The organism is Paenibacillus sp. OV219, from assembly GCF_900110075.1.
In the GTDB taxonomy this organism is placed as follows: Bacteria; Bacillota; Bacilli; order Paenibacillales; family Paenibacillaceae; genus Paenibacillus_Z.
In genome coordinates, this window is the sequence record NZ_FOCJ01000002.1 from 558290 (window position 1) to 581674 (window position 23385).

The following is a 23385-nucleotide window of genomic DNA, read 5'->3' on the forward strand; positions in this document are numbered from 1 at the left end:
ATTAGTATAAATATAATTTTATGGCTGGTTAGGAAATCCTTATACAGATCAACCTGGTACATACTGCACCCTGGAAAGGAAGTTGTCGCGCTTTGGAATTATTTCATGCTGTCCTACTCATGCTGCTCATGATCGGGTTCTCCCATGTCATTAGTCGGTTCATTCCTGCTATTCCATCCCCGCTGATCCTGATAGCGCTCGGAGCGATTGTCGCTTTGTTGCCGTCAGGCGTGCATCTGGAGATGGAGCCGGAGCTCTTCTTTATTCTGTTTATCGCACCACTGCTCTATAATGACGGCAAGCATACGCCTCGCAGAGAGCTGTGGCGGCTTCGCGCTCCGATTCTGCTCCTCGCGGTCGGGCTTGTGTTCATAACTGTGCTCGTCGCTGGCTACGCGATTCACTGGCTCATTCCAACGATTCCGCTTCCTGCTGCGTTTGGGCTTGCCGCCATTCTATCGCCGACAGATGCTGTCGCCGTAGGCGCACTCGCGAAACGAATCCATATGCCGGAGACGTTGCTTCGTTTACTCGAGGGAGAGTCGCTAATGAACGACGCCTCGGGACTTGTCGCGTTCAACTTTGCAATCGCGGCAACTGTAACAGGTGTTTTCTCCATGACGCATGCCATCTTCAGCTTTCTTGTCATTGCCATTGGGGGCTTGCTGATAGGAGTCATTGTCGCTTTGCTCATCGTATGGCTTGGCGTCACACTGCGCAGAAGCGGACTTGAGGACGTGACACTTCATATGCTGATTCAGATTCTGACACCGTTCCTGCTCTATCTGATTGCAGAGGAGATCGGCGTCTCTGGCATCTTGGCTGCAGTGGCTGGCGGGCTTGTCCATGCGATTGAACGGGACCGGGTCGATTCCGCCATGCTTCGTCTGAACATCGTCTCGAACAATACATGGTCGGTGCTCCTATACGTGCTGAATGGACTCGTCTTTCTATTGCTCGGCTTGCAAATTCCGCATGTGACCAGCGTTGTGCTTCGCAATGCATCCATCGACAATACACAGGTGTTCATTTACGCCTTTCTAATCTTCCTGCTGCTCGTGGTGCTGCGATTCGTCTGGACGTTTATTTTCACTCGCAATCAGAGACTGTTCGGAGTTGAGCAGAAGCAGGGGCAGGAGATGCCTGATTACAAAATGCTGCTGCTTACCTCACTCGGCGGCGTCCGCGGTGCAGTAACGTTGGCTGGTGCTTTCTCGATTCCTTACGTGCTTCGAAGCGGGGAGGCATTCCCGGAGCGTGACATGATGATCTTCATAGCAGCCATTGTCATCTTGATTTCTTTGGTGGTGTCAAGCGCATTGCTGCCTCTCCTTGCGAAGAGGAAGGAAGCGCCAGCCGAGCAGAATCGGTTGGAGCAGCATGCTCGGATTCGCGTGCTGCAAGCTGCGATCGAAACGCTCAAGACGGAACAGAAACCAGAGAATGAAGCTGCCGCTATCTCTGTCATGACCGATTACCAGAAGTGGGTGCAAGAAGAGGCGTATCTCTCTCATACATCCGATTCGGGCCAGCCAAGATGCCGAGATACAGAAACAGAGCTGCGTATAAAGGCAATTGCAGCTGAACGCAGATGTATCGAAGCGATGGTGGAGGAAGGCAGTGCCGATGTGGAACAAGCGGCGAAGGTGACGGAGCTGCTCGATCAGATGGAGCTTGTGCTTACGAAGCGTACTCGCATCGGGCAAGTGCTCATCAAGATGTTTATGAAGAAGCTGTTCGCAAAGGACCGTAAGAAAAGCATGAATCATTATGAGGAACGGGAAGCGATGAAAGGGCTCAAAATCTCGATGTGCAAATCTGCGATAGTCGAATTAGGCGAGCAGAAACGACCGGAGACCGAAACAGAAACAAACTATGTGATTTCGCAATACAAGCAGATGCTCGGCCGATTGTCGCTCTTGCAGGGCTCGCGTGCTTCTGAAGATTTGCAGCAGAACGATATGAAGAAAGAAATGTACTGGGTCGCCATTCAAGCAGAGCGAGATATGGTCCAAACGTTGTATGAAAGCGGCGAAATTTCTCGTGAGCTGGCAAGTGGATTAAGAGGAACGATTCGTGATCGTGAAACGGCGATATCAGAGATTATGTAGGGGAGAAGCTATGGAGCCAATTGCGCTAAGTAAGAAAGAGAATGCAGAGGGAAGCCGCGTCGGTTATTTATTTTCCAATCGGGATCTGCTGAGGCTGTTTCTGCCACTGACTGTAGAACAGGGATTGGAATTTCTCGTTGGCATAATCTCATCTGTCATGGTTGCCTTCGTGGGAGAGGCGGCCGTGTCAGGTGTGTCGCTTGTGGAATCTGTCATGGCTTTGTTGATCAGTTTATTTGGCGCGCTAGCAACAGGCGGTGCGGTCATAGCCGGACAATATATCGGATCGAAACAGGTGAGAGAAGCTCGTGAATCCGCACAGCAAATGTTCTGGTTCGTTAGCGTAATCTCGGTCGTCATTATGTTTGTTGTCTATGCACTCAAATCTTTCATTCTATTTACGTTGTTTGGGCAAATATCGGATGAGGTGCGAGGTCATGCCGATACGTATCTTATGATTGTTTCGCTCTCTATTCCTTTTCTAGCTATTTATAATGCGGGGGCGGCGATTTTCCGTACGACTGGTAATGCAGTCGTCTCGATGAAAGTCGCGCTGCTCATGAATGTTATCAATGTGGCGGGAAGTGCGCTGTTGCTGTACGGGTTTCATATGGGGACCGAGGGTGTTGCAATCCCGGCACTGGTATCCCGAATTGTTGCAGCTGCTATCATTATCGTAGTTGTTATAAATCCGGATTATATGTTGCATATGAAAAGAAGCTTGAAGCATAAGTTCGACTGGAGGATGATCAAGCAAATTTTGCGTATCGGGATTCCGTTCGGGCTTGAGAACAGCCTATTCTTTATCGGCCGGATTATTGTGCTGAGTCTTGTATCGACCTTCGGTACGGCAGCGATAACGGCCAATGCTATCGGCGGCTCACTTGCGATATTTCAAGTATTGCCGGGGGTTGCGATTAATTTAGGGATGACTGCCATAATTGCCAGATGTGTCGGGGCAGGGGAATACGCGCAGGCCAGATATTACACCAAGAAGATTATGGCGATTGTGTATGCCTCTCAACTGGTGTTTATTTCGTTCATCATCGCCTTGCTTCCGCTCATTATGAAGGTATACGGGCTCTCAGAAGCTACTGCAGACTTGACCTATCATATTGCCTTGTGGCACGGACTTGTTGCGATCATACTTTGGCCGTTTGCGTATACGCTGCCCGTTACGTTCAGAGCTGCGGGAGATGCGAAGTATCCAATGACAATTGGCATTATGACGATGTTTCTGTTCCGAGTCGTTCTGGCGTACCTGCTCGGGGTGCATTTTCATATGGGCGTATTCGGAACTTGGATTGCGATGTTCGCTGACTGGTTCGTCAGATTCATCTGTTTCACTTATCGGTATTTGAGTGGAAAATGGATGCGGTATCGGGTGATCTGAGAATAGAGCAACTATTCCGTTTGAGAATGACAGATGTTTATTATTCCAAATATTGTAACTCATATCGCTGATTTTCATAGAATAGAGCATGTCTTATTAAGAAAGAGGTGCTAAGAAATGCCCTATTCTACAGGAGTCGTGACGAATACTAGATTTTTCGGTACAGCCGCTTCTTCTCTCGTTGTGAGCACAAGAAATCTCGATGTAATTAACTCGACAACAGTAACCGTTCATATATTCGCGTCCGTATCTTCGACTGTATTCTATACCGCATATTTGACTTCTTATGTCGTAGCGGCTAATTCATTTGATGTAAGAAGCTTTTCAATTGGCGGTAATGTCGCTTATGAAGTACAGCTAAACTCGACTATTACCAATGTTTTGTTCACTGCCACTGGATTAGACGAATTCGGGAATTTGACGGAGGATCAGCGTCATCCTCAGGCGGAACTCATTTTTATTCCGGTACTAAGCCCGGTTTTTTAACGATAAGGGGCTCCCATCTGGGAGCCCCTTATTGTCATTTCGGATACCTTGTAATGATAAAGTCCATCGCGGGATATGCATATAAAATTACCAGTCGTTGAGATTGACAATCATTCTCAATGGTACTACGATGCTCTCTAGTTTGTACAGAGAGAATATTGTGGGAGGAAGAGAATCATGAAGAAATTAGTATGGACTGGTTGTATTGGGATTGGCGCATTAATTATAGCAGGCTGTTCGAGTACGGATAATGGTCAGAAGGATAATGCAAGTGCAAGCGCAAGTACGAATGTTAGTGCAAATGCGAATGCGAACACAAGTACAAATGCAAACACAAGCGCAAATGCTGCCACTGAAGCTGTATCGATCGTGGACGGCAGAGGCAAAGAGGTTGTTCTTAAGAATGGATACGCCAAAAATTTTGTGCTGTTTCCAAACGAGGGAACAGAAATATTTTCGATAACGCAATCGGTTGAACCTTTCTTGGGTATGCGAAAAGGAGATCAAGAGTCTAATATTGCTGGCGGCGCTGTTGCAAAACAATACCCGGAGATATTAAAGGTGAATAATAACATCATGCAAGCTGATGGAAGTGCGCCTAATGTTGAGGGAATTCTGAAGCTGGCCCCTGATGTGGTTTATCAATGGACTACCCATGGTGATGGTGCAATTAAACCGCTTGAGGATGCCGGCGTTAATGTTGTTGCTGTCAATTGGGGTACTTACGAGGATGACATTGAGAGATATACATTATACGGCAAGGCGCTAGGAAAGCAGGATCGAGTGGATGAGGTCTTTGCACACCAGGCTAAAGCCAAAGAAGATGTGCTTAAAGTAACTCAGAATCTAACTGAGGATGAGCGTCAAGATCATGTTTTTGTTAGTGCAATTAATGATAATCAAATCAACGTATGGGGAACAGAACTCCCTCACACCCCTGTACATAAGGTGGAAAACGCAGCCTTTACCAAAGGCAAAATATCCGATATCGATGCGGATATCAATGTAGAAACGTTGCTCAAATGGGATCCAGATATGATTGTGATCGGCGAATGGGCAAAGGATATCACACCGGACTATTTCTTTAAGCATCCCGTTCTGAAAAATTTGAGAGCGGTTAAAGAAAAAAGAGTGTATAAAAGCCCAACCGCTTCTTTACTTGATAATCCGGGAATCAACTGGTACTTCTATTCGGTATTAGCGTATCCAGACAAGTTCAAAGGATTTGATATGCGTAAACAGGTCCGTGAAGATTATAAATTGCTATACAACATCGATCTAACGGAAGAAGATATTGATTCCGTCTTGAATGTCGCAGAGAACAAAACCAGCAAAAATTTCGATCTGTTCATGCAATAAGGAGTAGCCCAGGATGACAATAGAGAGACGTAAGTTTCTAAAGAAGTTTTATCTTGTATCGATAATTGCTTTGTTCGTTTTCATGGTGGCAGCGATTTGTATCGGAAGATACACAATCGCGCCACTTGATGTTTTGAATTCACTATTTAACCCAACTTCGATTTCTGACCCTACGGTTCCAGTCGTTGTACAGGAAGTTAGAATTCCTCGTGTGCTGTTAGCTGTGGTTGTAGGAGCTGGTATAGCAGTTGCTGGTGCTTCTTTGCAGGCGATTTTCGGGAATCCACTCGTAAGTGAGGAAATTCTAGGTGTGTCCTCAGGAGCAAGCTTTGGTGCAGCACTTGGAATCGTAACTATCGGAACGACGCTGGGTACACAAACCTCGGCCGTATTCTTTGGATTTGCAGCCATGTATCTGACCTATATAATCGCTAGAAGACGTGGGCGCGTTACGGTGCTCATGCTCGTTCTTGCAGGAATTATAACAAGCTCAGTATTCGGCTCAGGTGTTTCCCTATTAAAGTACTTCGCGGATCCGAGAAATGAGCTTCCCGCGATCACTTTCTGGCTTATGGGCTCACTTGCCAGTGCTTCCAAGGAAACGATCTTTAGGACAATGCCAAGCATTATCATTTCTCTATTCTTTCTCTACAGATACAGATGGCAGCTAAATCTGCTTTCATTAGAAGAAGATGAAGCGGTTTCGTTGGGTGTAAATATTAAGAAAATGCGTGTCATTATTATATTTTTCACAACAGTCATCGTGGCGGCGGCTGTATCGATAGCTGGTGTTATTAGTTTTGTGGGACTTATTGTACCGCATTTTACGCGGATGATCGTCGGAACAGACAATAAGCATCTAATACCGGCCACTATGATTATGGGTGCGATATTTGTGCTCATTACAGATACCCTCGCTAGATCTTTAACAGGCTCCGAAATTCCATTATCCATATTGAGTTCGCTTCTGGGTGTGCCATTCTTTATCTATCTGCTTAGAAGAACAGGGGGAGTGCTCGATGATTAGAGTAGATAATCTAAATTTTCAGTACCCCAATTCTCAAAGAGAGATATTCAAAGAGTTATCCTTTCACGTAAAAAAGGGTGAAACATTAGCGATTCTGGGAGCAAACGGGATCGGAAAGACAACTTTTCTAAAATGCTTATTGGGCTTCCTGGATTATAAATCAGGCAATATCTTTATCAATGATGAATCGGTTAAAACAATGTCTGCAAGTAAGTTCTGGAAACAAGTCGCCTACGTTCCGCAGTCGAAGAGAGCGGCGTTTGGATTTACTGGTCTTGAAATGACCGTTATGGGCTTATCTCCTCATGTAAAAATGGGCAAGCTCCCTACCAAAGAGGATTACGAGAGAGCGTATGAGCAATTAAGAAAGCTCGGAATTGAGCATCTTAGTGAACGAAATTGTAATAACATGAGTGGCGGAGAGCTGCAAATGGTGTTGATTGCAAGAGCTCTTATCAAGGAGCCGCAAATCCTTATTATGGATGAGCCTGAATCCCATCTTGATATGAGAAATCAGCTTAAAGTTTTGAATATTGTCGAAGAGTTGAATGAACAAGGGGAATATTCGATCATTATCAATACTCATTTCCCTCAACATGCCTTTCGTATCGCACAGTCAACGCTGCTCCTCGGAAAAGACGGGTATATTTTCGATAAAACGGAGCTTGTGGTGAACACAACGAATTTACGACATTATTTTGGAATCAATTCTGAAATATTATCGTACGACCTGGCTGATAAATCCTATTCCACTATATTACCGATCGATCTGCAAACGGCTGAAGAGGTCATAAGATGACAAAAATTGCGTATGTTACTACCGGAAAAAGCGCGCAGTTAATCAGTTACTGGGATTATGCGCATTATGTGGATCAATTCATTTATGCCGATGACCTTCCGAGCTTTGACCTCGAACAGTTCGGGGCAGTGATTCTATCTTGCGGCTGTCCAAGTGACCGCATTCTACCGTATAAAAAGCAGCTTAACGATTATGTCAGAAGCGGTGGCTTTCTAATCATTTTTACGCTTGATAAAGCGGACCAGCTGTTAGATGTCGTAAACATAGAATGTGTCGATTCCAGAACGAAGGATTGGCTATGGTGGACGAAGCCGGGAGGCAAGATAGAGCTATACGTTCCCGATCAAATCAATCATTCCTTCTATGACTATGTAAAGCCAGAGCACTTGCATTGGCACTGGCATGGTGCGATCAAGGGAAATCATAACGGAACGACTTTGCTCGCAGTAGAGGATAGGGATGAGGCCATTATCGTTGATTTCAAAGATTTAGAGGGTGGTGGAAGAGTTTTTATTACAACGCTAGACCCTCATAATCATAACGGCCAGCGCTTTATGCCGGTAACTACGAAGCTGCTGGGGCAGTTTTACCCGTGGATAAATAACGAGTTTGGCATTGATCGGAATCAGATAGAGCCTTTTAAAGTGGCTTATTTACAAACAACGGGAATTAACTCTGAGGATACGCCTCCATATCTATCTCGTACCTTTGAAGGCACTGGTGGACAAATCGAATACTTTGGTGCTCGTCCTATTCCAGATGAGGTGTGGGATTGTGACATCATTTATATGCCTAGTATCAGTGACCAAATTTACATGCAAAAATATACGGATCGAATGATGGACTATATTAGAAATGGCGGACAACTTATACTCAATATTGAAGTCGCTGTATGCTGGCTGCCATTTCTAAAGCCATTCCAAACGGTACCACCTGTACCTTATACGAATCTCAAGGTAAGAGTCGAGAACGATCCATTTGAATTTTTTAAAAATATGCCGGAAGACTTTGATGGTTGGGAAGGCATTATTGGTCAGTATGCTAGAGGGTTCACTCCATTACCTGAATATGCGATGGGTCTCACATCAATAGGGGCTGCGCATGCCAACCACTCAGCCGATTATATTTGGCAATATCCAACGATAGATGGAAGTGGCGGAAAAGTGTTCGTACATAACGGTGATAATATGATTCGGTACCCTGACCATGGCGAGCATCAAGAATGCCTTGTTCGAGATATTTGCGTGGGGCTTATGAAATATCGCAGAGCCGTTGTTCCTTTTGCCGCGGCTCCATAATTCTATCTTTACGAACGGACTTTGGAATCACGACGACATCTCTTTGTGTCAACCAACGAAGGACGACTTGTGCAACGGATTTATTATGCTTTTCAGCTATAGCGGCCAATATCTCATTCTGGAACAAGTTATTTTTACCCTCGGCAAAAGGTGCCCAAGATTCGATCTGAACATGATTCTCTTTCATAAATTTGGAATTCTCGATTTGTTGATGGAAAGGATGCGTTTCGACCTGGTTTACAGCAGGAGCAACCTCGTTATGAAGCATCAAATCAATCAGGCGATCCTCATGGAAGTTGCTGACGCCAATCGCCCGGATCTTTCCTTCACGATACAATTCCTCCATCGCGCGCCAAGAGCCGTAAACATCTCCATAAGGCTGATGAATTAAGTACAAATCCAAATAATCGAGCTGTAATCGATTTAGTGAATTCTCGAATGCTTTCTTCGTCGGTTCATAACCGGTATCCTGAACCCAAAGCTTTGTCGTGATGAATAGCTCTTCTCTGGCCACTCCACTACGTTTGATCGCTCTGCCGACAGCTTCCTCATTAAGATAAGAAGCAGCAGTATCAATCAGTCTATAGCCTGCCATAATAGCATCATAAACGCTTTGTTCACATTCATTGTCATCACGAATTTGAAAGACACCAAAACCGAGAATGGGCATCTCAATGCCATTATTTAAAGTTACTTTTTTCATACAAAATCCTCCTGTTCATCTATTCTTCATTCATTATGTTCTACAGCTCACATCGAACGTTATCACATTCGTCTCGAATGATTGCCTAATCCTCTCAAACCACTTAAGTACTAAGTAAAGTTGGATTATAATGAAGCTAATAAAGCTGACGGAAGAGGGGAATCGAATGTCTGGAATAAACATGACACAGCAGCAAGAGCTTACCAACATTATTGAACGGTATTCAGATGGGGATGGTGTACATAAAACTGCGATTCCATCTTTATATTTCTTACGTCGGTCAAGTACGAGCGAGCCAAGCCACGGTGTATATAAGCCGTCTTTTTGTATGATTGTACAAGGAGCTAAGGAGGTGTGGTTAGCACAGGATCGTTTCAAGTACAGTCCTGCAGATTATCTTGTCGCTTCCGTACATTTGCCAGTCAATTCCCAGGTTACTGAAGCTACTCCAGAGCTGCCGTACTTGGGTCTGAAGCTTGAATTTGAACCGAGCCAGATCATTGAGGTGTTACATGATTCGGAACTGTTGGTCGATCCGAAGGTAAATCCGAAACGTGCGATGTATGTCAGTCATATTGAATCGTCTTTATTGGATGCGGTCGTCAGGCTGGCTCGGCTGTTAGATAATCCAAACGAAATACCTGTGCTAGCTCCAATATTTACGAAAGAAATCCTTTATAGGGTGTTGCAGGGTGAGAACGGGGATATCTTGAAAGGGCTTGTAATGGAAGAGAGCGCCATCAACCAAATCCGCGATGTGATCGAACATATTGTAAACCATTATGAGCGTTCCTTCCGTATTGAGGAGCTCGCAGAAATAGCGAATATGAGTGTTTCCACTTTTCATCGGCACTTTAAAGAAGTCACGGCTTTGAGTCCTATTCAATATCAGAAGCAAATGAGACTCCAGGAAGCCCGTCGTTTATTATTAACCGAGTCCTCAGACGCCTCTGACGTAGCATTTCGTGTAGGTTATGAAAGTACGTCTCAGTTCAGTCGTGAATATTCCCGGATGTTTGGATTCCCGCCTCGCCAAGATATTAAGCGCTTAAAAGCATAGAGGATTACCCAGTAATAGTAGGCAGGCCACTAGAGGCTTGCCTTTTCTTTGTTGTAATGGAGGTTGAGAGGATTAGGCAATGATTCAGCATGAATGAGATAACGATACAGGTTGTACTTACTGCATAATTAGTATGGCTACATGAGTGACAACTAACTGGATATGAAGGAGAAGTTATTTTGTACACACGATTGAGAAAATTGTTTGCAATTAAAGGCTATCGTTTATTTGTCATTTGTGTTCTATTTGTTGGATTTGGGATTTCGATTACAATGCCGTACTTAGCTCTCTATTGTACGGAGGAGCTCGGTATGAGCGCAGGAACATTTGGCTTTTTTACAGCTGTAAGTTCATTAAGTGGCGTATTTGCAAATTCGCTCATTGGTAAATATTCGGATCGCAATTTGGATCGCAAGTTTATTATTATAATGGCCACAGTTTCATCTGCAGCGGGCTATGCTTCTTATGTAATGTTTGATAATTACTTGATTTTGCTCATACTCGTTGGTTTTTTTAGTGGTTTGGGAGCAGCCGCCATGCCTCAAATTTATGCTTATGCTCAGGAGTCGGCCAATGAAAGCAACTCGGATGACAAGACGTTTGCCATGTCAACATTACGTACCTTAGTGTCACTAGGGTTTCTAGTCGGACCTTTAGTTGGAACAGTGATCTTAGGAGTAGTTGGATATAAGGGGCTATTTCTCGGGACATCCACCATATTTCTTGTTATCGCCTCACTTGTACTTCTATATTTACCTAGGAAGAGAGCGGCTCAAAAGAAGAGAGTAGGCACCGCTGAGGCCAATTCGTTCAACCGGAGGAAAATTTGGTATCCATTGCTTGCTTTCATCCTACTATTTGCGGTAAATGCTATTAATGGGATCATCACGCCATTGTTTATTGTAAACGAGCTTCATGGTACACATACTGATGTCGGATTGGTTGTAAGCATCTGTGCTGGACTTGAGATCCCCATTATGTTCGCGCTAGGCGCACTAGGCAGGAAGTTATCGAACCATACATTAATGATTAGCGCTTGCTTTATTGCACTGATGTACAACGTCATATTAAGCGTCTCAACGGACTCCTGGCAGATTATCGGAGCGCAGCTGCTTCAGGCGGTGTTTGTTGCGATCGTTATGGGTAATGGGCTAAGCTATTTCACGGAGCTGCTGCCAAACTCGCCAGGGATGTCCTCTTCAATCTATTACAACGGAACCATTATTGGCAGGTTACTCGGCAACTTAGGTGGCGGTCTCGTCGCACAGTATGTAGGGATTCGTGATGTTTATTGGGTCAGCCTAATCGTTGTTGTTGTTTCGTTCATTATTTTATGGAGGACAAGAGCTCAGAAGGGTACTGAAGCAGCATCCGCCTAAATGGTATGAATATCGGAGGGATTGATAACATGGAAATCAGAAGAATTGGGTCACAGCCTTCAGGCAAAGGGTCAGCAGATTATTTTACGGGCACGGTTCGCCTTGATCCATTAATGGAAACGGCCGATCCAGCGCGTGTAGTTGCAGCAAGCGTTACGTTCGAGCCGGGGGCGCGGACAGCATGGCATACGCACCCACTTGGACAAACGCTGATCGTAACGGCAGGAAAGGGACGGGTTCAGCGAGAGGGTGGTCAAATCGAGGAAATCAGTCCCGGCGACGTAGTCTGGTTCCCGCCAGGCGAGAAGCATTGGCACGGAGCATCACCGACGACGGCGATGACCCATATTGCCATTCAAGAGCGTCTTGATGGGAAAACGGTTGAATGGTTGGAGAAAGTGAGTGAGGAGCAATACAATTCCTAATCACATGAAATAGAGAGGCCTTCGCGATTGTTAGCGGGGGTCTCTTCTGCGTTGTAGGGATAACTTTTCGTTATAGGCATTTAACTTATTGATAGTACTGCACGCGGGTAGCCAAGTGTTAAAGTAAATGAGCCGGTGAGATACTACAAGTTGAACGAAACATTCCGTACTTCCTAGCTACTTACCGTTAACTTCTCTTAAAGGAGCAGATAACATGGATCACTTGTTTACACCGTTTCAGATAAAAGGTCTTGAGCTCAAGAACCGGGTCGTTATGCCGCCGATGTGCCAGTATGCCGTCAAGAATAAGGACGGAATCGCAAACGATTGGCATTATAACCACTATGTAAGCCGTGCAATCGGAGGCGCTAGAAGAGAGAATTGCATTCTCTAAAGTCTATCGAGACGCTGGAGTAGATATGTTTCATGTCAGCTCCGGACGGGAAGGTCCGATTCTCGCGCACGGAAGGCCGGGTACTCATGTCGCGTATCAAGTGCCGATGGCTAGAGAAATCAGACATGCATTGAATATGCCTGTCATTGCCGTCGGTAGGCTAGACGAGCCTACACTCGCGAATGCCGTCGTTGGCAATGAAGAAGCTGGGCTAGCGGCTGTAGGACGTGGTATGTTAAGAAATCCTTATTGGGCACTAGAGGCTGCCGCTGAACTAGGTAAAGAAATTCAATATCCAGGCGTGTATGGGCTTGGATTTGGAATCAAATGAAGAAGCTGGGCTAGCGGCTGTAGGACGTGGTATGTTAAGAAATCCTTATTGGGCACTAGAGGCTGCCGCTAAACTAGGTAAAGAAATTCAATATCCAGGCGTGTATGGGCTTGGATTTGGAATCAAATAAACGAAATAACTGGAGGTCATGGTCATGGTTTTGACAAAAGAACTTACTACTGTGCAACAAGTGATGAAACGTTGGAAAATGAACCGTAACGCTTTGCTCGAACTCGTCGAGCTGCTGCCTGAATCAGGTGGGACTTATCGCCCTTGGGATAATGGGATGACTACGATTGAACTGATCCACCATCTTGCGTTGGACAGAACGGATTGCGGCTGGAACGCAAAGCTCTATAGTCGATCATTCAATAGGTTATGCTCTTGAGGCGGGGGGGGGGGGAGTGTAAAGATGAAGTTTATTGAACATGCAAGACATTGAAGCCGCAAGAAATAAGTGCGGGTGATCCCCAATAAACCAAAAATGTAAAAATAGTTCATGTCCTATAATACTGCCCAGTCATTACATCATTATTTTCATAGAATAGAGCATGTCCACTAAGAAAGTGTGGTGAGACGCCATGCCTTATTCTACTGGTCCTGTAACGAATACTAGAGATTTCGGAACAGCTTCAACTAATATTGTTGTAAGTGTAAGAAATCTAGATGTGACTACCCCAGTAACGATTATCGCAGAGATTTTTGCTTCTGTTGATTCCAGTACGTTCTATACTGCATACCAACTCTCGTATGTAGTACCTCCGAACTCTTATAATGTTAGGGAGTTCTTTATTGCGGGAAATGTAACCTATGAGGTTCAGCTTAATACAATGGATGTTAGCCCGCCTGATGTATTAATGGCTGTTACTGGTCTTAACGAATTCGGAAATCTAGTCGAGGAGCAACTCTTTAATCAGAATGAGCTTATCCTTATTTCTGCAATGAGTCCTCCTATTATTTAATTAATTCGTTTCTTAATAAGGCTGCCGTTCAACGGGAGCCTTATTAACCACTTCTGATCCTAATTCGTCCCCAAACGCAAAAAAACAGACTGTTTAGTCTGTTCGGCTGTTTGTTGTCATAAAAAAAAACCGGGGCCCCATTGCTGGGGCCCCTTTCATGGGAGAGGAGAAACCGGACGAAGAGCTTATGGGGAAACGTAAGTCTTCTCCGCGGTTGTCTACGGCATCTCGCGACGCCGATATCTTAAGAATGCCCACATCAGGGGGAAATATACGTCAGCATTAATTTATTCCTTTGGCATTGTGGGTTAGGTTAGCGTATGTAAGGTATTTAGAATTAAAGTTTCCTCACAAGCGTCATGTATAGACTGAATTATTAGAAAATTAAATGAAAACCCGATGACAAAACAACGTTTCGCTTATATGATGTTAGTAAAACTAACATTATCGAAATGGAGGCGGTTGGCATGGCGGCTTACGACTTCATTTTGCAGAACACAGTCGCTGTTACCCCGGAAGGCGTGGTGAAACGCGATATCGGCGTGTTAGAAGGACGGATCTCAGCGATTGAGGCGAAGCTACAGAACGATAGCTGTCCGGTTATTGATGCGGCGGGACTGACCGTCATGCCTGGCGGAGTGGATGTACATGTTCACTTCAATGAGCCAGGCATGGGGCATTGGGAAGGGTTCGAGACTGGCTCGGCGGCGCTGGCGGCGGGCGGCACGACAACATATTTTGATATGCCGCTTAATGGCCGTCCGCCAACGGTTACTGCTTCGGCTTTCGAGCAGAAGCTTGACACTGCGTTAGGGAAATCGGCTGTTGATTACGCGCTATGGGGCGGGCTTATGCCGGGCTATGTGGATCGGCTTGGTGAGCTTGCGGAATCTGGAGTCATCGGATTCAAAGCTTTCATGTCTTCGCCTGGTATGCCTCTTGAGGATGATTTTCGGGAATCGGATGAAGCGGTGCTGCTTGAGGGGATGAGGGAGGTTGCTCGTCTTGGGTCCATTCTTGCACTGCATGCTGAGGATAATGAGCTTGTAGCGCGGCTCTCGACCATTGCACAAGCTGCTGGATATACGGATGCATACAGCTACACCGCGTCAAGGCCCATTGCGGCGGAAGTGCTTGCGGTCGAACGGGCGCTTTCGCTTGCGGAACAAACGGGATGCAAGCTTCATTTTGTCCATGTGAGCAGTGCGGTGGCGCTCTCGAAGATTACGGAAGCTCGCCACCGTGGAATGGATGTGTCGGCGGAGGTGTGTACGCACCAGCTGATGCTGACGGCAGACGATCTCGCTCGGCTAGGACCAGTTGCTAAATGCGCGCCTCCGCTGCGTACCGGCTCGAATATGGAAGCGTTATGGGCTGCCCTCATCCGCGGAGAGGTTGATATGATTGCATCGGACCATTCCCCCTGTGAGACTTTAATGAAAGAAGGCGATGATTTCTTCGCGGCATGGGGCGGGATATCAGGTGCGCAGCATCGGATAGAGCTAATGATTGACGAAGGGCATCTGAAGCGGGGCATACCACTGACGTTAATGGCAGAACTGCTCGCAGGGAAACCTGCGGAGCGTTTCGGCCTTGGGGGTCTTAAAGGTCGTCTCGAAGTGGGAATGGATGCGGATTTCGTGCTCATTGATCTGAAGCAAAGCTATAAAATAGAAACGGAGGACCTGCTCTACTTGCACCCGCACAGTCCATTCGTTGGACGGGAAGTCGGCTGTAAAGTAATGGCGACCTTCTGCAGAGGCCAGCTCGTATACTCTGCTGATCAAGGAGTTCTCGTGAACCGTATCGGTAAGTTCCTGAAAGCTACTGGGGATTCGCGGCGAGCTCGGACTCGCAAGGTAGAGCGATGAAGAGCGTGGAGAAGTTAGGAACGGAGGCGGAGGGATGGCTCCGTGAACTCGGGCAGTTCGGGGCTGATGCGATTCGTGGAGGAGTGACAAGGCTTCTATATACAGAGGAGTGGGTGAACGCTCAGCTATGGATTGCAGAGGAGATGAAGCAAGAAGGGCTTGAGGTTCGGACAGATGAGGTCGGCAATGTATATGGCAGGCTAAGTGGGACGACCCCTGAATTGCGAGCTATTGTTACAGGTTCACATGTCGATACGGTAGTCTGCGGCGGCATATATGATGGTTCTTATGGTATTGTTGCAGCTATTATCGCACTGCGCGAGCTGAAACAACGTTACGGGCAGCCTCGTCGCACAATCGAAGCTGTATCGCTTAGCGAGGAGGAAGGGAGTCGGTTTCCGCTTACTTGCTGGGGTTCTGGGTCTATTACTGGAAAATACTTGGTTGAGGATGCCGTGCACATTCGATCTGAATCGGAGGGTCTCACGCTCTCGGATGCGATGAGGGATGCGGTTGGCAAACTGATCGCTGGCGCCGGCATTTCGCTCGAACCTGCGCTGAGACATGATGTTGAAGCGTTCATAGAACTTCACATTGAGCAAGGAGGAGTGTTGGAGGAAGAGGGGGTTGCACTCGGAATTGTAGACCGGATTGTCGGCCAGAAGCGGGCGACGATTACGGTTCTCGGTGAATCGAATCATGCCGGTACGACACCGATGCATATGCGCCGTGATGCGCTTCATGCCTCTGTCGCGATGATAGCCGCGTTGAATGAGTTGGCTTCTGAAGCAGGAGCTCCGCTGACATTCACGGTCGGTTCACTTCAAGTTGAACCGAATTTGTCAAATGTCATCCCAGGCAAAGTTGTGTTTACGATTGATATGCGTCATCCTTCGGATGAGAAGCTTCAGGTGTATTATGACCGAGCGGCGGCGATAACGGAGCGTGAGGCGGGACGTTTCGGTGTTGATGCCCGCATTGAACTATGGATGAACGAACCATCCGCCGGAATGAACGCTGGGCTTCGGCTGCTGCTCGAACAGAGCTGCATTCGCAGTGATGCCAGCTGGAAGTTGATGCCTAGTGGAGCGGGACATGATGCTCAGCTGTTTGCCGCGCATTGCAAAACGGCGATGTTATTCGTTCCGAGCCGAGGCGGTATCAGTCACTCGCCGTTCGAATATACGCCTCCTGCTTATCTTGGGACGGGAATACACGGTCTAATTGACCTACTATATGAGCTTGCGTACACAGACGTATATGAAGACGAATGGGGGTAAATGGTCAACATGAAAGCAGCCCACATTAAGCTCGAGGCATGGATTGAGAAGCATGAGCATGAGATGATAGCACTCCTCCAACGGCTCGTGCAAATGCCTTCTGATAACCCGAAGGGAGATTGTCTCGCGATTGCGGAGCTCGTCTTCAATGAGTTGTCTGCTCTAGGTTTCGCACCTAGGATGGACGTGGTTCCGCACGAGGATGTGCGAGCGGCCGGGATGATCGCGGTTAGCAATGTTGTTGCTGACACGAGGCTTGGCGAAGGGCAAGGGCTGGTGATCGTGCTTAACGCACATGGCGACGTGGTGCCGCCTGGCGATGGTTGGAGCTGCGATCCATATGGCGGCATGATTGAAGCCGGCAAGCTATTCGGCCGTGGTGCAGCTGTGTCCAAATCTGATATTGCTGTGTACACATATGCAGTTATGGCGCTTCGAGATAGCGGTGTGTGGGAAGCGCAGCAACAGCAGCAACAGCATCAACAGCCTGGCGGCACGCTCGCGCTCGCTTTTACTTTCGACGAGGAAACAGGTGGAGAGCTTGGGCCGAAGCGGCTACTCGAACAAGGAACGATTAAGCCTGACTACGCAATCGTAGCTGGTTTCACGCATGCAGCCGTGACATCGCATAATGGCTGTCTTCATCTAGAAGTATCGCTCAAGGGGCGGTCGGCCCATGCGGCGATTCCGCATACCGGTGCTGATGCGCTCGAGGCGATGACGGAAGTGCTGATGGAGCTCTATGACTATCGTGCTGAATTGGGACAGCGGCATTCAGGTGTCATTGGCATCGAGTCTCCGACGCTTGTAGTGGGGTTGATTCAAGGGGGCATCAATACGAATGTCGTGCCTGACCGATGTACGATCCGGCTGGACAGACGTATTATTCCGGAGGAGAATCCAGAGCTTGCTGAGCAAGAATTGCGTGAGTTGATTGCAAGGACGGCTGCCCGTTTCCCACAGATTGAATTAGATGTGCACCGCGTTCTGCTCGCGCGTCCTTTCTGTGAAGTGGAAGGGACAGAGCAGCTGCTTTGCGCGCTTCGCCCGAACTGGTCGGCTGTCATGGGCGGCGTGGAGATGCCTGTGGTTGGTGTGCCGCTTTACGCGGATGCGAGGCATTTCACGGAGGCTGGCGTTCCTACTGTTATGTTTGGCGCTGGTCCGCGCACGTTGGAAGAAGCGAATGGTCATCGGGCAGATGAGCATGTGCAGATTCGCGATCTGACATTAGCGGTTCGCATCCTGTCTTTTATGCTGTATGATCTACTTAATGATGCCACTTTCCTGGCGGAAAATGACAAGTAGATGATGAGACAGGAGCTGGTAAGTAGTGAAAATTGTAGTTTTGGACGGTTATACGCTAAATCCGGGTGATCTGAATTGGGATGAAATCGGATCGCTCGGCGAGCTGGTTGTGTATGACCGCACGGCGAAAGAAGATATCGTAACTCGAGCGGCCGATGCCGAAATTGTGCTGACGAACAAGACTCCGTTGTCTGCGGAATGTATCGGCAAGCTGCCGCATCTCAGATACATCGGCGTTCTCGCGACGGGTTACAATATCGTGGATACACAGGCTGCTGCACAACGTGGCATCGTCGTCACAAACGTGCCGGATTACAGCACACATTCCGTCGTGCAGCTTGTATTTGCGCTGCTGCTTGCACATGCATCTCAAGTGAGCGCGCATAGTGATGCCGTTCATCGCGAGCAGTGGGCGACCTGCCCGGATTTCTCGTTCACGCTAAGCCCGCTGCGCGAAATCTCCGGCAAGACGCTTGGCATTATCGGTTTTGGTCAGATTGGCCAGCAAGTGGCACGGGCTGCGCTTGCTTTTGGCATGGAAGTTATTGTGCATACGCGGACAGTCAAACTCGTTCCGGGATTAGAAACCGTTCGTTTCGTTCCGCGTGAAGAGCTGTTCCGCATGGCTGACGTTGTTTCGCTACACAGTCCGCTAACGTCAGATACGACTGGTATCGTGAACAGCGATACACTCGATCTTATGAAGCGTTCTGCCTTTTTGATCAATACCGCACGCGGCGGTCATGTCGTTGAGGCAGACTTGGCTCAAGCGCTGAACAGCGGCCGCATAGCCGGAGCGGGGCTGGATGTCCTCAGCGTAGAGCCGCCGCCTGCCGACAATCCGCTGCTGCATGCGGCAAACTGTATCATCACGCCGCATATTGCGTGGGCGACGGTGGAGGCGCGCAGCCGTCTCATGTCGATTGCGGCGAACAATTTGCGCGCGTTCCTGAGCGCTGATATTCAGAATCAGGTGAACTAGGCCAATGCGGGGATTCGGCATTATTATGGGATTTGACGGGTTGGGATGGCTGCTGCATACCTATGCGGGTATTCCTTTGCCGTCGCATGTACTGGGGCTGTTGCTGCTTGTGGCAGCTCTGTTTACGCGTGTCATCAAACTGGAGTGGGTAGAAGAGAGTGCTACTTTCCTGACGAAGCATATGATGCTGTTCTTCATACCGCTCCTCGCGGGTGTTACTGCCTTCGCCAAGATGCTAGGCGACTCCTGGCTTGCAGCTGTAGTGTCTCTAACAGCAGGGACACTTGTCATTCTGCTGTCCACGGGCATTGCGACTCAATTTATCATCGCGTACCGCCGAAAGGAGGTGGCGGACGTTGAACAACAGTCTGATTGCTGATCCGATCTTCGGCACGACGCTGACTATCGCGGCATATGGCGCTGCGCTCTTCCTGAAACGAAGATGGAGCTGGTTGCATCCTTTAATCGCAGCGCCTCTCCTCGTTTATGTTGTATTGCAACTAGGCGACATTCCCTATAGTGCGTACCGGGTTGGCGGGGATATGGTTACCTACTTCCTTGGGCCAGCAACTGTCGCGATGGCGGTCCCGCTGTATAAACATGCGATTCGGCTGCGTCATCTGCTGCCATCGCTGCTTCTTGGTGCTTTCGTCGGGAGTTTGCTAGGGTTGCTCGTAAATGCGCTGTCGGTCATTCTGTTTGGGGGCACAGAATCGTTTCTGCATTCGGCGCTGCCTAAGTCCGTGACTGCGGCGGTAGCGATTGATTTGTCTCGCTGGCTAGGAGGTTCGCCAGAATTGACGGCTGCGCTTACGGTGACGACCGGTCTAATCGGCAGCGTTGTTGGACCTCCACTGCTTCGGCTATGCGGGGTCACCGATAAGATTGCAGCTTCAATTGCGATTGGTGCGGCTGCGCATGGCATCGGTTCGGCAAGACTGTTGTCCGAATCGGAGGAGCAAGGCGGGCTAAGCGGATTCTCAATGGCTGCTTGCACCGTATTTACTCCTGTATTATTGCTGCCCGTTCATGCTTGGTTGCTATAGAAGGCATTGTGAGATTTCGAGCAATTTTTACATATTTCAGCTTTTCTTAAGGTTTGTTGCCTAAATATCTGATATAGTGGCACAGTAAAGCAATAGCAGATTTCAAATGTTGGAAGGGAGACTTCAATCTTGAGCGAGAAAGAGAAAGAGTTTGATAAGGAAGCCCAGCTAGATGCAGTCAATAAAGAAGAGCAAGAAGGAGTCTTCTCGGTAGAATCGCGCGAAGAGCTTGAAGATAGCCGTGATGAAGCGAGTGTAGAGGCTGAAGAAAATGAAGAAGAGGAAGAGACGAAAGAGGCAGCGAAGCCAGCGGCCAATGGCGGCGGCAGAGCGTGGATGTATATCTCCATCGGTCTTGCAATTGTTCTTCTCGTATTCCTCGTGAAGTCGCCATTTGGCAGTAGCGGCGGTAACGAAACGGTTGGTTCCGTCAATGGCACCTCGATTACGAAGGATCAGCTGTATGATGCAATGGCGAAGGTTGGCGGCCAACAAACGTTGGACAACCTTATTCAAGATGAACTTGTGAAACAAGAAGCCGATAAGAAGGGTATTGTAATCGGCGATAAAGAAGTAGATGCAGAAATTGCTAAGATTAAGAAGCAATTCCCGACAGATGCAGATTTCGAAGCTGCACTGCAGCAAGCGGGCATGTCTCTTGATGACTTGAAAGCACAAACGCCAATGCAGCTTCGTATTTCGAAGCTTGTTGAGCCGCAAGTCAAAGTAACTGACGACGACGTGAAGAAATATTTTGACGAGAATAAAGCAACTTTCGACGAGCCTGAGCAAGTGAAGGCTTCCCACATTCTTGTGGCAACAAAAGAAGAAGCTGATGCGATTGAGAAGCAGTTGAAAGACGGCGGTGATTTCGCAGCGATCGCAAAAGAGAAATCGACGGATCCTGGCAGCAAAGATGCTGGCGGCGACCTCGGTTACTTCAGCGCAGACAAGATGGATCCTGATTTCGCAAAAGTGGCGTTCGAGCTGAAAGCCGGCGAGACTAGCGCGCCAGTAAAGACGCAATTCGGTTACCATATCATTAAAGTATTTGATCATAAAGCAGGTAAACAAGCGACTCTCGACGAGAAGAAGGCGGATATTAAGGATACACTGATTCGTCAGAAAGTATCGGAGCTTTCTCCAACATGGCTCGCGGATTTGAAATCCAAATCCCAAATCACAAACACGTTGAAGCAAGATGAAGCGGCAGCACCAGAGGCAGCGGCACCTGAGACGACGACAAACGGCATCACAAATTAATAATTTTCAACTCCAACAACCATCACCAGCCAATAATTGGCTTGGTGATGGTTGTTTCTTTTGTGGCACAATGTACGTAATTACAAAACGTCTAGAGCCAGTAGCATGAGATTCCAGTCAAGTTCTTGTAAGCTAAGTTGACATCAGGAGATAGTAAATCTTTACAAGTGTTCAAATTATGTTTTACAAATGCTTAAATTCGTTGTATTATTGGCTTCGGGTTTAAAAATATAAACAAATACATGGAGGCGGGCTCAAGTAATGAAGAAAAAACTGCTAGTACTTGTTTCACTCATGCTGGTCTTCACAGGCGTATTGTCAGCTTGTGGCAAGAGCGGATCTGGAGACGACCAAACGTTTCGGATGAACCTGACAACCGAACCGCCTAGTCTCGATGTAGCACAAGCACAGGATCAAGTATCCTTTACTGTGCTGAGCGGCCTTTTCGAAGGTTTGACGCGTATGGACAAAGATGGCAACATCGTTCCAGGCGTTGCTGAGAAATGGGACGTTTCTGAAGACGGCAAGAAATTTACTTTCCACCTGCGCAGCGATGCGAAATGGTCGAATGGTGACCCAGTAACAGCACAAGACTTCGAATATTCTTGGAAGCGTACTTTGGATCCGAAACTGAATCCACCAGCACCGTATGCTTACCAACTCTACTACATTAAAAATGCTCAAAACTACAACGTTGAAGCGGACAACCCTGATCATATCAGCGATCCTGCACAAGTTGGCGTTAAAGCAATCGACGATGCAACGCTTGAAGTTGAGTTGGAGAACCCAACACCTTACTTCCTGAACATCACAGCGTTCTTCACATCATACCCAGTCCACAAGTCGGCGCAAACAAACGCTAACTGGGCTGCAGAAGCTAAAGATTACATCTCCAACGGTCCTTTCAAAATGACTGCTTGGAAACACGGCGATTCCCTAGAACTCGTACCTAACGATAACTACTGGGATAAGAAAGACATCCACCTGAGCAGCGTTAAGTTCTCCATGGTTAAAGATCCTAACACTGAGCTTAGCATGTACAAAACAGGCAAACTTGACTGGGCTGGCTCGCCAACAGGTTCGATCCCAGCTGAGCAACTTGACAAATTCCGTCAAGAGAAAAACGCTGAGCTTCAAATCAAACCAATTGCAAGCACATACTACTACAACTTCAACAACGAGAAGAAGCCTTTCAACAACGTAAAAGTACGTAAGGCGCTTTCGATGGCGATCAACCGCCAAGACATCGTTGATAAAGTAACTAAAGCAGGTCAAACACCAGCATTCGGTTTCGTATCCGGCGGTATCCACGGCGTGAACGGCGAATACCGTGCAGAAGTGAAAGACGACTACTTCAAAGAAGACGTAGCAGAAGCGAAGAAATTGCTTGCTGAAGGTCTTCAAGAAGAAGGCATGACTTCGATGCCTGAGTTCACGCTTACTTTCAATGAAGGTCTGCACAAGACTGTAGCTGAAGCAATCGCGAACATGTGGAAAGAAAACCTTGGCATCACTGCTAAGACTGAAGTACAAGAATGGAAGATCTTCCTGAAAAACCGTCAAAGCTTGAACTATGACGTTGCACGCGCTGGTTGGGGAGCTGACTACAACGACCCAATGACGTTCATCGACATGTTCACATCTAAAGGCGGAAACAACGATATCGGCTTCAAGAATGCAGATTACGATGCACTCGTTAAAGAAGCTTATGCAACAAACGATCAACAAAAACGTGTAGACGCAATGGCTAAAGCTGAGAAGATCCTTATCGGTGACAACCAAGCCATTATGCCGCTGTACTACTACACTTCTGCACAATTGATCAAACCATATGTGAAGAACTATGTAGTTGACTACTCCGGTAACATCGACTATAGCCACATCACGATTGAAAAATAAGATTAACAA

The 23385-nt window shown here is 47.3% G+C and carries 22 protein-coding genes and 1 pseudogene; 22 read left to right on the forward strand and 1 reads right to left on the reverse strand.

What is annotated here, in order from left to right; genetic code table 11:
- Window positions 1-92: 92 nt before the first annotated feature.
- The 7 genes from BMY11_RS08570 to BMY11_RS08600 all read left to right on the forward strand — a co-directional run bounded on the left by BMY11_RS08570 (window position 93) and on the right by BMY11_RS08600 (window position 8473).
- Entirely contained in the window at window positions 93-2111 is a 2019-nt protein-coding gene (locus BMY11_RS08570) for a Na+/H+ antiporter (RefSeq protein WP_090574053.1), read from the forward strand.
- A 10-nt stretch (window positions 2112-2121) separates the two neighbouring features.
- A complete protein-coding gene (locus BMY11_RS08575) occupies window positions 2122-3504 on the forward strand; it encodes an MATE family efflux transporter (RefSeq protein WP_090574054.1) in 1383 nt (460 codons plus the stop codon).
- A gap of 117 nt (window positions 3505-3621) precedes the next feature.
- Window positions 3622-3990: a hypothetical protein gene (locus tag BMY11_RS08580; RefSeq protein WP_090574055.1), complete on the forward strand. Its 369-nt coding sequence runs from the start codon at window positions 3622-3624 to the stop codon at window positions 3988-3990.
- A gap of 177 nt (window positions 3991-4167) precedes the next feature.
- The gene (locus BMY11_RS08585) at window positions 4168-5349 is read left to right on the forward strand and encodes an ABC transporter substrate-binding protein (RefSeq protein ID WP_090574056.1); all 1182 of its coding nucleotides are present in this window, start codon (window positions 4168-4170) and stop codon (window positions 5347-5349) included.
- A gap of 13 nt (window positions 5350-5362) precedes the next feature.
- Window positions 5363-6376 (forward strand): FecCD family ABC transporter permease, encoded by a 1014-nt coding sequence (locus tag BMY11_RS08590; RefSeq protein ID WP_090574057.1) that lies wholly within the window; start codon window positions 5363-5365, stop codon window positions 6374-6376.
- Window positions 6369-7175 carry an ABC transporter ATP-binding protein gene (locus tag BMY11_RS08595; RefSeq protein WP_090574058.1) on the forward strand — a complete coding sequence of 269 codons (807 nt, stop codon included), beginning with the start codon at window positions 6369-6371 and terminating at the stop codon, window positions 7173-7175. Before BMY11_RS08590 ends, BMY11_RS08595 begins: the two co-directional genes overlap by 8 nt.
- The gene (locus BMY11_RS08600; RefSeq protein WP_090574059.1) at window positions 7172-8473 is read left to right on the forward strand and encodes a hypothetical protein; all 1302 of its coding nucleotides are present in this window, start codon (window positions 7172-7174) and stop codon (window positions 8471-8473) included. The genes BMY11_RS08595 and BMY11_RS08600 overlap by 4 nt, the downstream gene beginning before the upstream one ends.
- Here BMY11_RS08600 and BMY11_RS08605 read toward each other — a convergent pair.
- Complete coding sequence (locus BMY11_RS08605) at window positions 8427-9176, reverse strand: aldo/keto reductase (RefSeq protein WP_256217359.1); 750 nt, start codon at window positions 9174-9176, stop codon at window positions 8427-8429. The genes BMY11_RS08600 and BMY11_RS08605 overlap by 47 nt on opposite strands.
- 166 nt (window positions 9177-9342) lie before the next feature.
- On the opposite strand from BMY11_RS08605, the gene BMY11_RS08610 reads away from it, so the two are divergent.
- The 15 genes and pseudogenes from BMY11_RS08610 (at window position 9343) to BMY11_RS08675 (ending at window position 23376) form a co-directional block, all read left to right on the forward strand.
- Entirely contained in the window at window positions 9343-10236 is an 894-nt protein-coding gene (locus BMY11_RS08610) for an AraC family transcriptional regulator (protein ID WP_090574060.1), read from the forward strand.
- 200 nt (window positions 10237-10436) lie between these two features.
- Complete coding sequence (locus BMY11_RS08615) at window positions 10437-11615, forward strand: sugar efflux transporter (RefSeq protein ID WP_256217385.1); 1179 nt, start codon at window positions 10437-10439, stop codon at window positions 11613-11615.
- 29 nt (window positions 11616-11644) lie between these two features.
- Window positions 11645-12040, forward strand: coding sequence for a (R)-mandelonitrile lyase (locus tag BMY11_RS08620; protein ID WP_090574062.1), 396 nt, complete (start codon window positions 11645-11647; stop codon window positions 12038-12040).
- A 214-nt stretch (window positions 12041-12254) separates the two neighbouring features.
- Window positions 12255-12765, forward strand: a pseudogene (locus BMY11_RS08625) (hypothetical protein).
- Window positions 12746-12895 carry a hypothetical protein gene (locus BMY11_RS28450; protein ID WP_371262773.1) on the forward strand — a complete coding sequence of 50 codons (150 nt, stop codon included), beginning with the start codon at window positions 12746-12748 and terminating at the stop codon, window positions 12893-12895. Before BMY11_RS08625 ends, BMY11_RS28450 begins: the two are co-directional and overlap by 20 nt.
- A gap of 24 nt (window positions 12896-12919) precedes the next feature.
- The gene (locus BMY11_RS08630; protein ID WP_177182562.1) at window positions 12920-13153 is read left to right on the forward strand and encodes a hypothetical protein; all 234 of its coding nucleotides are present in this window, start codon (window positions 12920-12922) and stop codon (window positions 13151-13153) included.
- Window positions 13154-13346: 193 nt separating this feature from the next.
- The gene (locus tag BMY11_RS08635; protein WP_090574063.1) at window positions 13347-13727 is read left to right on the forward strand and encodes a hypothetical protein; all 381 of its coding nucleotides are present in this window, start codon (window positions 13347-13349) and stop codon (window positions 13725-13727) included.
- 467 nt (window positions 13728-14194) lie between these two features.
- Window positions 14195-15598, forward strand: coding sequence for an allantoinase AllB (gene allB, locus BMY11_RS08640; RefSeq protein ID WP_090574064.1), 1404 nt, complete (start codon window positions 14195-14197; stop codon window positions 15596-15598).
- A gap of 5 nt (window positions 15599-15603) precedes the next feature.
- Window positions 15604-16878 carry a M20 family metallo-hydrolase gene (locus BMY11_RS08645; protein WP_256217360.1) on the forward strand — a complete coding sequence of 425 codons (1275 nt, stop codon included), beginning with the start codon at window positions 15604-15606 and terminating at the stop codon, window positions 16876-16878.
- A 9-nt stretch (window positions 16879-16887) separates the two neighbouring features.
- Window positions 16888-18186, forward strand: a complete 1299-nt coding sequence (locus BMY11_RS08650; RefSeq protein ID WP_256217361.1) for a M20/M25/M40 family metallo-hydrolase — start codon at window positions 16888-16890, stop codon at window positions 18184-18186.
- Window positions 18187-18211: 25 nt separating this feature from the next.
- On the forward strand, window positions 18212-19168 hold the full coding sequence (locus tag BMY11_RS08655) for a D-2-hydroxyacid dehydrogenase (RefSeq protein WP_090574067.1): 957 nt from the start codon (window positions 18212-18214) through the stop codon (window positions 19166-19168).
- Between the two features lie 4 nt (window positions 19169-19172).
- On the forward strand, window positions 19173-19547 hold the full coding sequence (locus tag BMY11_RS08660; RefSeq protein ID WP_090574068.1) for a CidA/LrgA family protein: 375 nt from the start codon (window positions 19173-19175) through the stop codon (window positions 19545-19547).
- Window positions 19525-20214 carry an LrgB family protein gene (locus BMY11_RS08665; RefSeq protein WP_090574069.1) on the forward strand — a complete coding sequence of 230 codons (690 nt, stop codon included), beginning with the start codon at window positions 19525-19527 and terminating at the stop codon, window positions 20212-20214. Before BMY11_RS08660 ends, BMY11_RS08665 begins: the two co-directional genes overlap by 23 nt.
- Before the next feature lie 129 nt (window positions 20215-20343).
- A complete protein-coding gene (locus BMY11_RS08670; protein WP_090574070.1) occupies window positions 20344-21477 on the forward strand; it encodes a peptidylprolyl isomerase in 1134 nt (377 codons plus the stop codon).
- Window positions 21478-21738: 261 nt separating this feature from the next.
- Entirely contained in the window at window positions 21739-23376 is a 1638-nt protein-coding gene (locus BMY11_RS08675; RefSeq protein WP_090574071.1) for a peptide ABC transporter substrate-binding protein, read from the forward strand.
- Window positions 23377-23385: the final 9 nt, after the last annotated feature.

What these genes read in the sequence shown, in the direction of transcription:
- BMY11_RS08595 (WP_090574058.1), top strand. Translation starts at nt 6,369, where the DNA reads ATGATTAGAGTAGATAATCTAAATTTTCAGTACCCCAATTCTCAAAGA.
- BMY11_RS08630 (WP_177182562.1), top strand. Translation starts at nt 12,920, where the DNA reads ATGGTTTTGACAAAAGAACTTACTACTGTGCAACAAGTGATGAAACGT.
- allB (WP_090574064.1), top strand. Translation starts at nt 14,195, where the DNA reads ATGGCGGCTTACGACTTCATTTTGCAGAACACAGTCGCTGTTACCCCG.
- BMY11_RS08620 (WP_090574062.1), top strand. Translation starts at nt 11,645, where the DNA reads ATGGAAATCAGAAGAATTGGGTCACAGCCTTCAGGCAAAGGGTCAGCA.
- BMY11_RS08660 (WP_090574068.1), top strand. Translation starts at nt 19,173, where the DNA reads ATGCGGGGATTCGGCATTATTATGGGATTTGACGGGTTGGGATGGCTG.
- BMY11_RS08610 (WP_090574060.1), top strand. Translation starts at nt 9,343, where the DNA reads ATGTCTGGAATAAACATGACACAGCAGCAAGAGCTTACCAACATTATT.
- BMY11_RS08600 (WP_090574059.1), top strand. Translation starts at nt 7,172, where the DNA reads ATGACAAAAATTGCGTATGTTACTACCGGAAAAAGCGCGCAGTTAATC.
- BMY11_RS08605 (WP_256217359.1), bottom strand. Translation starts at nt 9,176, where the DNA reads ATGAAAAAAGTAACTTTAAATAATGGCATTGAGATGCCCATTCTCGGT.
- BMY11_RS08635 (WP_090574063.1), top strand. Translation starts at nt 13,347, where the DNA reads ATGCCTTATTCTACTGGTCCTGTAACGAATACTAGAGATTTCGGAACA.
- BMY11_RS08575 (WP_090574054.1), top strand. Translation starts at nt 2,122, where the DNA reads ATGGAGCCAATTGCGCTAAGTAAGAAAGAGAATGCAGAGGGAAGCCGC.
- BMY11_RS08585 (WP_090574056.1), top strand. Translation starts at nt 4,168, where the DNA reads ATGAAGAAATTAGTATGGACTGGTTGTATTGGGATTGGCGCATTAATT.
- BMY11_RS08580 (WP_090574055.1), top strand. Translation starts at nt 3,622, where the DNA reads ATGCCCTATTCTACAGGAGTCGTGACGAATACTAGATTTTTCGGTACA.
- BMY11_RS08675 (WP_090574071.1), top strand. Translation starts at nt 21,739, where the DNA reads ATGAAGAAAAAACTGCTAGTACTTGTTTCACTCATGCTGGTCTTCACA.
- BMY11_RS08650 (WP_256217361.1), top strand. Translation starts at nt 16,888, where the DNA reads ATGAAAGCAGCCCACATTAAGCTCGAGGCATGGATTGAGAAGCATGAG.
- BMY11_RS08590 (WP_090574057.1), top strand. Translation starts at nt 5,363, where the DNA reads ATGACAATAGAGAGACGTAAGTTTCTAAAGAAGTTTTATCTTGTATCG.